We start from the raw sequence: 8,078 nt of genomic DNA, 5'->3' as shown, positions 1-8,078 counted from the left end.
AGGTCATTCTGCCTTCGATAAGGGCGTTCAAGACCCAAACGAGGCGTGGTCGAAAGGGCAGATCACATGAATATGAAGCAACTCCTGGTAGCAGGTTATCTTGGTGCGATACTCGCATCCACGGCGTTGACGCCGGTCTCTGCCGAAGTCCTGCGCGTTATGCAGGGTCAGGCACAAGAAGCACTCAACGTTCCGATGAACCGGGCCGTTGTCGTCGAAGAGAAGAAGGTCTGTTACGCGAAAGAGCGTAAGGACGGTCAGCTTGTTGACACCAGCATCGTAATTCCCTGCAAGGACGAATAGCCCTAGTAGCTTTCAGCGGCTTTCGAGGGGGCGCGGCCACAGCATATGGGGCCGCGCCCTTTCATTTTTCCAACCCTTTGCGACCTGTTGCAAGTTATCCACATCAAGTACGCCCCCCAAAGCATTGATTCTTGCAAAAAAACTGCGGCTAGTTCATTGTGCCTTTGATAAGGGCGTTCAAGACCCAAACGAGGCGTGGTCGAAAGGGCAGATCACATGAAAATGAAACGACTCCTGGTAGCAGGTTATCTTGGTGCGATTCTCGCATCGACGGCGTTGACGCCGGTCTCTGCCGAAGTCCTGCGCGTTATGCAGGGTCAGGCGCAAGAAGCACTCAACGTTCCGATGAACCGGGCCGTTGTCGTCGAAAGCGACGTTCCCTTCGCGGAACTGTCGATCGCGAACCCGGGCATCGCCGACATTTCGACGCTGTCCGATCGTTCCATCTACGTCCTCGGCAAGGCTCCCGGGCGCACGACGCTCACGCTATTGTCGCCGGACGGGCAACTGATCTCGAACGTCGACGTGCACGTCACGCCCGACATCGCCGAGTTCAAGGAACGCCTGCAGCAAATCCTTCCGGGCGAACACATCGAAGTCCGCACCGCAAACGACGGGATCGTGCTGTCAGGCAAGGTCTCTTCGACCGCCAAGCTTGACCGCGCGCTTGATCTTGCCAACCGCTACGCACCGGAACGGGTATCCAACCTGATGGTTGTGGGTGGCACACAGCAGGTCATGCTGAAAGTCCGGTTTGCAGAAATGAACCGTTCGGTCAGCAAACAGCTGGACACCGGACTTAGCATCACTGCGAGCGGCACCGACGGCGGCGTCGGGATCAATCTGGGTAGCTCCAACCCTGTCGATGGCGGAGTTATTGGTGGCCCCGGTGAATTCGCCTTGCAGGGTCCGAGTGCCGGCGGCTCCATCGGTGGTGGCTTCGTCGTAGGCGATCTTGCCTTCAACGTTCTGATCGAGGCGCTGGAATCGAAGGGGATGGTTCGTACGTTGGCAGAGCCCAACTTGACCGCCCTCTCTGGCCAGGAAGCCAAATTCCTCGCTGGTGGCGAATTCCCTGTCCCCGGCGAGTCGGATAGCGGCGGCATTACGATCGAGTACAAGCCGTTCGGTGTCGAACTGAACTTCATTCCGGTTGTGGTTGATCAAGACATGATCAACTTGACGATCAACGCGGCGGTGTCGTCCATCGACCCGGCCAACGGGATCGCAACCGAGGGCGGGAACATCCCGGCCTTCAAGCGCCGGGAAACGTCCACCACCGTCGACATGCGCGATGGTGAGAGCTTCGCGATTGCGGGCCTCTTGCAAGACGACTTCCGTGACTTGAACAACCAGGTTCCGTGGCTGGGCGATGTGCCGATCCTTGGCGCGCTGTTCCGGAGTACGGACTATCAACGATCACAAACCGAGCTTGTCATTATCGTGACACCTCATCTTGTGACGCCTGTGGCAGGCGAAGCGCTTGCACTGCCGACGGACCGTGTCCGCATCCCGACCGAGCGCGAGCTCTTCCTCTTCGGCGAAGTGGCGGGGTCACCAAATGGCGCTGCCGGCGAAGTTGCCCGGCAGGACTTCAGCAGCTCCTACGGCTATGTGATGGAGTAAGGAGATGACCGGTATGCTTCCAAAGCTGCTTGCAGCCTCGGCCCTCCTCGCGCTGACCGCCTGCGGTGAGTCGTCGGTAAGCTGGGACAAGGAACTTGGCTCCGAAGTGGACAAAGGCCAGTTCGGTAACGCCACGATGAACAACGTGCTGATCCAGACGGGTGAGCTCGAATACACCGTTGCCCTGGCCGAACGCTTCTCGGCCGAGGTTCCAGACACGATCAACTTCGCCTTTAACAGCGCCGAGCTGACTGCCGAGGCCCGTGACATCCTCAAGAAACAGGCGAACTTCATCCGCCAGTTCCCTGAGGTACGGTTCAAGGTCTTCGGCCATACCGACCTCGTCGGGTCGGCCGGCTACAACCAGCGGCTCGGCTTGCGCCGTGCCCAGGCGGCGGTGGCCTATCTTACCTCGCTCGGCATCAGCCGGTCGCGGCTTGAAGCGGTGGTGTCTTACGGCAAGTCGCGTCCGATCATCCAGACCAACCAGCCGGAAGAGCGTAACCGCCGCACGGTGACCGAGGTCTCGGGCTTCGTGAAATCGCACCCGCTGGTTCTGAACGGCAAGTATGCCGCAATCATCTGGCGCGAATACGTCGGCAGCGCGGTGCCAACGAACCAAGGAACCGCAGCCGACGCAGCGCCCGAGGGCGGCGGCTGATCCTCCCACATCGAGAAGAAAAGAGGCCGGGCCCAGTGCCCGGCCTCTTCGTTTCCAGAATCGTTATAATCCCAGAAACAGGCCCTTTGAGCCCAATTATCGCCACCATTCTTTACGATGGTCCCAAAGGTAAGCCGCGCTTGGGGACCGTCTCGTCCTTGGCAGGCCAAACCAGGGATTGCAGCGATATCCTATTGGAATTGCACTAGAAAACGGTCTCCGTACCGAAAGGACTAAGGCGAAATGACGAGCAAAGCTACAGTACAGAGTGATCCCGCGCCGATCCTCGCCTGCACGATTTCGCGTGACGTACAGCGATTCGATCTTCTGATCGACGACATGGAGCAGGAACTGGGCGAGGCTTGGGGCGACCTGAACTTTGAAGACGCTCTGGTCTTTCTGAAGCAGCCCGACAGCACCGGCATGCAATTCGTCGCGATCGCCGTCGACAGCGAGGACGAGAGCGAACTGTCGAAGATGAACGACGTGATCAAGGCGGCCAAGGCCAAGAAGATCAAGGTATTGCTGATCGCCAACCAGGTCAGCCCGTCGGTTCTGCACCAGATGCTGAAGCTTGGGGCCGACGACTTTGTCCCCTACCCGCTTCCCGAAGGCGCCCTGCACGATTCGATCGAACGCCTCCGCAAGCCGACCCCGGTGATGCCCGACGGCTACGATCCCGAAACCGGCACCTTCAACCCGGTCTTCAAGGCCAAAGGCGACCGCAACGGTGTGATCCTGCCGGTGCACGGCATGGCCGGTGGCGTCGGTGCCACCACTTTCGCGGCAAACCTGGCATGGGAGCTTTGCTGCATCCCGGAAACCGAAGGCATGCGTGTCTGCGTGATCGACTTCGATCTCCAGTTCGGCTCGATCGCGACCTACCTGGACCTGCCCCGCAAAGAGGCGGTGCTGGAAATCCTGACCGACACGGCTTCGATTGACGCGGATTCGCTCGTCAAGTCGATGCTGACCTTCAACGAAAGGCTGCACGTTTTCACTGCGCCGGCCGACATGCTGCCGCTGGAAATGGTGACGCCGGAAGACATCGGTCGCATCCTTGATACCGCGCAGGCAAACTTCGATTTCGTCATTGTCGACATGCCGTCCACTGTCGTTGCCTGGACCGAAGCGGTGCTGACCCGCTCGCATGTCTACTTCGCGCTCCTTGAGCTTGATCTCCGTTCGGCCCAGAACATCCTGCGCTTTGTCCGCGCGCTAAAGGCCGAGGCTCTGCCGCACGAAAAGGTGCGCTACGTGCTGAACCGCGCACCTAAGTTCACTGACCTGTCGGCAAAGGCCCGCGTCAAACGCATGGCGGAAAGCCTCGACATCGATATCGAAGTGCAGCTGCCCGATGGCGGCGAACAGGTCACCCAGGCCAATGACCATGGCCTGCCGATAGCCGAAAGCGCGGGTAAGAACCCGCTGCGCAAGGAACTGCAGAAGCTCGCCAAGTCCTTGTACGATCTGAACAAATCTGCCGAAGTCGCAAAGTCCTGAACTAGGGGGATTATTCCGTGTTTAGCCGTTTCCAGAAGTCTACGCCAACCGGGAGCCTTGCTCCAAGCGGCACCACGCCAGCAACGGCTCCGGTCGAAAAGACCGGCTTTGGTCCGCGCAGCGCACAACAGCCTGCAGTGCAGCAGCGCACAACCGCCGAGGCCGTTGCGGCCGACAAGGAAAAGAAGCGCAAGGAGCGGTTGACCGAGCTCAAAGTCGAGATTCACAAGCGCCTTCTCGAGGACCTGAACCTCTCGGCCATCGAATCTGCGACCGAGCAGAACCTCCGCGGCGAGATCGCGTCGCTGACCGGCGAAGCGCTGGACGACATGTCGGTCGCCCTGAACAAGGAAGACCGTCAGGCGCTGACGCAAGAGCTCTATGACGAAGTCATGGGCCTCGGCCCGCTGGAGCCGCTGCTGAAAGACGAAAGCATCAACGACATCCTGGTCAACGGGCCAAAGCGGATCTTCGTCGAACGGTCGGGCAAACTGCAGCTTTCGGACGTCACCTTCCGCGATGAACGCCACCTTCTGCGCATCATCGACAAGATCGTGTCCGCCGTGGGCCGCCGCGTCGACGAATCGAACCCCTATTGCGACGCGCGCCTTTCAGATGGATCGCGTTTCAACTGCATGATCCCGCCGATTGCGGTGGACGGCTCCCTCGTCTCGATCCGGAAGTTCAAGAAGGACAAGCTTCGCATCGAAGACCTCGTCCGCTTTGGCGCTTTCACTGAAGAGATGGCCGCCTATCTGCAAGCCGCGGTCTCCTGCCGGCTGAACATCATCGTGTCGGGCGGTACGGGTTCGGGTAAAACGACCACGCTCAACGCGCTCTCGTCCTTCATCGACAACCACGAACGCGTGCTGACGATCGAAGACACCGCCGAACTTCAGCTTCAGCAGGTCCACGTGGGCCGGATGGAAAGCCGTCCGGCGAACGTCGAAGGCAAAGGTGCCGTCACCCAGCGCGACTGTCTGCGCAACGCCCTTCGTATGCGTCCTGACCGCATCATCGTTGGGGAAACCCGGGGTGAAGAGGTCATCGACATGCTGCAGGCCATGAACACCGGCCACGACGGCTCGATGACCACGATCCACGCCAACAACCCGCGCGACGCGATCAGCCGCCTTGAGAACATGGTCGCCATGGCCGGGATCGAGATGCCCCTGAAAGCCGTCCGCAGCCAGATCGCCTCGGCTGTGAACCTGATGGTTCAGGCCAGCCGTCTGCAGGACGGAACGCGCCGGATGACCTCGGTCACCGAAATCACCGGCATGGAAGGCGAGGTCATCTCGATGCAGGAAGTCTTCCGCTTCGAACGGCTTGGGGTCGAACCCTCGGGCAAGATCATCGGCCGCTTCAATGCGACCGGGATCCGCTCGACCTTCTCTGACCGCTTCCGCCAGTGGGGCTTCGACCTGCCGGCCTCCATCTACGAACCGATCGTCTGACCGCCATGCAAATCAGCGCAGCACCCCTTATCTACATCATGATCTTTGTGGCGGTCGTCGTGATCGTCAACGGGATCTATCTGATTGTCTTCGGAAAATCGATCAGCCTTAACAGCCGCGTAAGCCGGCGTCTGACGCTGCTCGAGAAGAACGCGAACCGCGAACAGGTGCTCGAACAGCTCCGCAAGGAGATGAACCAGCACCTCAACGCGAAGAACATCCCGCTCTACTCGATGCTGGCCAAGAAAGCGCAGCGGGCGAACATCGCCTTCTCGCCGCAGGCCCTGATCGGCATCATGGCGCTTGTGTCCGTCTTCGCCTTCATGATGCTTTCGGTCTTCACCAGCGCCGAGTTTGGCCTGCGCGTTGTCCTTGGTATCGCGATGGGCATCGGCGGTGTGTTCGTCTGGGTGAGCCGGACCGAGAAGAAGCGGATCGGGCTTCTGGAAGAACAGCTGCCGGATTCGATCGAACTGATGGTCCGCAGCCTGCGGGTCGGCCACCCTTTCTCGACGGCCATCGGCATTGTCGCCAAGGAGATCCCCGACCCGCTCGGCTCTGAATTCGGCGTCATCGCCGACGAAGCAGCCTATGGCCGCGACGTGTCGGAATCGCTCAAGGCCTTTGCCGAACGGATGGACAGCCAGGATCTCCGCTTCCTCGCAGTGGCCGTCTCCATCCAGCAGCAATCGGGCGGTAACCTGGCCGAGATTCTGGAAGGCCTGTCCAAGGTGGTCCGCGCGCGGTTCAAGCTTTTCCGCCGGGTCCGCGCGATCACGGCCGAAGCAAAGTGGTCGGGCATGTTCCTCTCGGCCTTCCCGATCGTAGCGCTTCTCATGATCAACGTCATTCAGCCGGACTACTATGACGAAGTAAGAGAAACCTCTGCGTATGTCCCGGCGGCACTCTTCGTTGTCGTCTTCCTCATCATCAACATCATCTACATGAAGGTGATGACCAACATCAAAGTGTAGGTCGAAAAATGAGCTTTTTCTCCGACTTCATGGCCGGCTTGACCGAGCGTTTCGGCCCGATGGCTCCGCTTATGCTGGTCGGACTTCTGGGCCTGCTCCTGATCCTGATCGCGCTGCCGATCGTGATGAAACGGCAGCGTGACCGGTTCCGCGAACTCAAAGACCTTCAACCGAAGGCCGGCGAGGACAAGAAGCGCGCGCTGCGCAAGACGGAACGGATGGACAAGCTCGAGAAGTTCGCCCATTTCCTTGAGCCGCAGAAGAAAGAAGAGCTGTCAGCCGCAAAGCTGACCATGCTGCGTGCGGGCTATAACGGCAAGAACGCGGTGCGGATGTTCCACGCCGTCCAGTTCCTGCTCGCAATCCTTTTCCTGATCCTCGGCCTGATCATCGCGCTCATCAAGTCATTCTCGCAAGAGATGACCATGACCTCTGTTCTTGTGCACAGCCTTCTCCCTTGCGCCATCGGTTACTACATTCCGCGGTACTGGGTGAACAAGCGCGTCAAGCAGCGGCAGACCGAAATCATCCAGGGCTTCCCCGATGCGCTTGACCTCATGCTCGTCTGCGTCGAAGCCGGTCAGTCGCTCGACCAGTCGATCATCCGCGTGGGCAAGGAAAGCCGTTCGGGCTATCCAGCACTCGCCGACGAATTCGACATGGTCGCCCAAGAGGTGAAGGCCGGCAAAGAGCGGATTGCGGTTCTGAAGGACATGGCCGAACGGGTCGGCGTGCCTGACGTTGCCTCTTTCGTCACGACGATCATTCAGTCGGCGACTTTCGGCACCTCAGTTGCAGACGCATTGCGGGTCTATTCCGCCGACATGCGTGACAAGCGCATCATGCGGGCCGAAGAAAAGGCCAATATGTTGCCGACAAAACTCACTCTCGGCACTATGCTGTTTACAGTTCCGCCGCTCTTGGTCATTCTGATTGGGCCTTCCATCTATGGAATGGTGACAATGCTCACACAATTGGCAGCAGGCCTCTAAACTCGAACGGAACCTGAGTTGCGCCAGACGGCAATTCTGACGATCTGCTCTGCTCTTCTGCTGGCCGGTTGCGTACCGGCCAGTGGTGTATCCAGAAATAGCCCCTTTGGAATAGATGCACGTGGCGAAGGTGTCGATGGCATGACCGTCGGGCATCGTCTGATGGAAGCGGGCGAATACGAACTTGCGCTGAAATCCTATCTGCGCGGCGCGGGTGAGACCGGCGTCAACGCAGATACCCTTTCAGCTATCGGATCGGCCAACTTGGCTCTTGGTCGCCTGGGGCAGGCCGAAAAGATCCTCCGCCGCGCCCTGGAGCTTGATCCGGAATTTGTTCCGGCGCTCAACAATCTGGGCGTCGTGCTGATCGAGCAAGACAAGGCCGGCGAGGCCCGTGCCGTTTTCCAGAATGCGTTTGCGCTCGATAGTGGCGAAACGGACTCGATCCGCGAAAATCTGATGCTCGCTATCGCGCAAAGCGAAGCGAATGTGTATGATCCTAATCAAGAACAAGAAAAAGGCGGGTTCCGTCTCGTCCGGCAGGAGAAGGGCAAGTTCGTAC

Annotated in this window: 8 protein-coding genes; all 8 read left to right on the top strand. The window is 59.4% G+C overall.

What is annotated here, in order from left to right; all coding sequences use genetic code 11:
* Positions 1–66: 66 nt before the first annotated feature.
* A complete protein-coding gene (locus ACRCSW_RS23845) occupies positions 67–303 on the top strand; it encodes a hypothetical protein (protein ID WP_438708143.1) in 237 nt (78 codons plus the stop codon).
* Positions 304–519: 216 nt separating this feature from the next.
* Entirely contained in the window at positions 520–1,929 is a 1,410-nt protein-coding gene (locus tag ACRCSW_RS23840) for a type II and III secretion system protein family protein (RefSeq protein ID WP_438708142.1), read from the top strand.
* Positions 1,930–1,933: 4 nt separating this feature from the next.
* Complete coding sequence (locus tag ACRCSW_RS23835; protein WP_438708141.1) at positions 1,934–2,590, top strand: OmpA family protein; 657 nt, start codon at positions 1,934–1,936, stop codon at positions 2,588–2,590.
* A gap of 243 nt (positions 2,591–2,833) precedes the next feature.
* The gene (locus tag ACRCSW_RS23830; protein WP_438708140.1) at positions 2,834–4,093 is read left to right on the top strand and encodes an AAA family ATPase; all 1,260 of its coding nucleotides are present in this window, start codon (positions 2,834–2,836) and stop codon (positions 4,091–4,093) included.
* 17 nt (positions 4,094–4,110) lie between these two features.
* A complete protein-coding gene (locus ACRCSW_RS23825) occupies positions 4,111–5,550 on the top strand; it encodes a CpaF family protein (protein WP_438708139.1) in 1,440 nt (479 codons plus the stop codon).
* 5 nt (positions 5,551–5,555) lie between these two features.
* Positions 5,556–6,524 carry a type II secretion system F family protein gene (locus ACRCSW_RS23820; RefSeq protein WP_438708138.1) on the top strand — a complete coding sequence of 323 codons (969 nt, stop codon included), beginning with the start codon at positions 5,556–5,558 and terminating at the stop codon, positions 6,522–6,524.
* A gap of 8 nt (positions 6,525–6,532) precedes the next feature.
* A complete protein-coding gene (locus ACRCSW_RS23815; RefSeq protein ID WP_438708137.1) occupies positions 6,533–7,516 on the top strand; it encodes a type II secretion system F family protein in 984 nt (327 codons plus the stop codon).
* An 18-nt stretch (positions 7,517–7,534) separates the two neighbouring features.
* A partial coding sequence (locus ACRCSW_RS23810) for a tetratricopeptide repeat protein (protein WP_438708136.1) occupies positions 7,535–8,078 on the top strand: 544 nt, incomplete at its 3' end.

This window comes from Tabrizicola sp. (assembly GCF_051645465.1).
Taxonomy (GTDB): Bacteria; Pseudomonadota; Alphaproteobacteria; order Rhodobacterales; family Rhodobacteraceae; genus Tabrizicola.
The sequence above is the reverse complement of the archived record's forward strand: the minus strand, read 5'-3'. Positions and strand labels throughout refer to the sequence as shown.

Coding starts and splice junctions, on each gene's coding strand:
- ACRCSW_RS23835 (WP_438708141.1), top strand. CDS start 1,934: ATGACCGGTATGCTTCCAAAGCTGCTTGCAGCCTCGGCCCTCCTCGCG.
- ACRCSW_RS23845 (WP_438708143.1), top strand. CDS start 67: ATGAATATGAAGCAACTCCTGGTAGCAGGTTATCTTGGTGCGATACTC.
- ACRCSW_RS23840 (WP_438708142.1), top strand. CDS start 520: ATGAAAATGAAACGACTCCTGGTAGCAGGTTATCTTGGTGCGATTCTC.
- ACRCSW_RS23815 (WP_438708137.1), top strand. CDS start 6,533: ATGAGCTTTTTCTCCGACTTCATGGCCGGCTTGACCGAGCGTTTCGGC.
- ACRCSW_RS23820 (WP_438708138.1), top strand. CDS start 5,556: ATGCAAATCAGCGCAGCACCCCTTATCTACATCATGATCTTTGTGGCG.
- ACRCSW_RS23830 (WP_438708140.1), top strand. CDS start 2,834: ATGACGAGCAAAGCTACAGTACAGAGTGATCCCGCGCCGATCCTCGCC.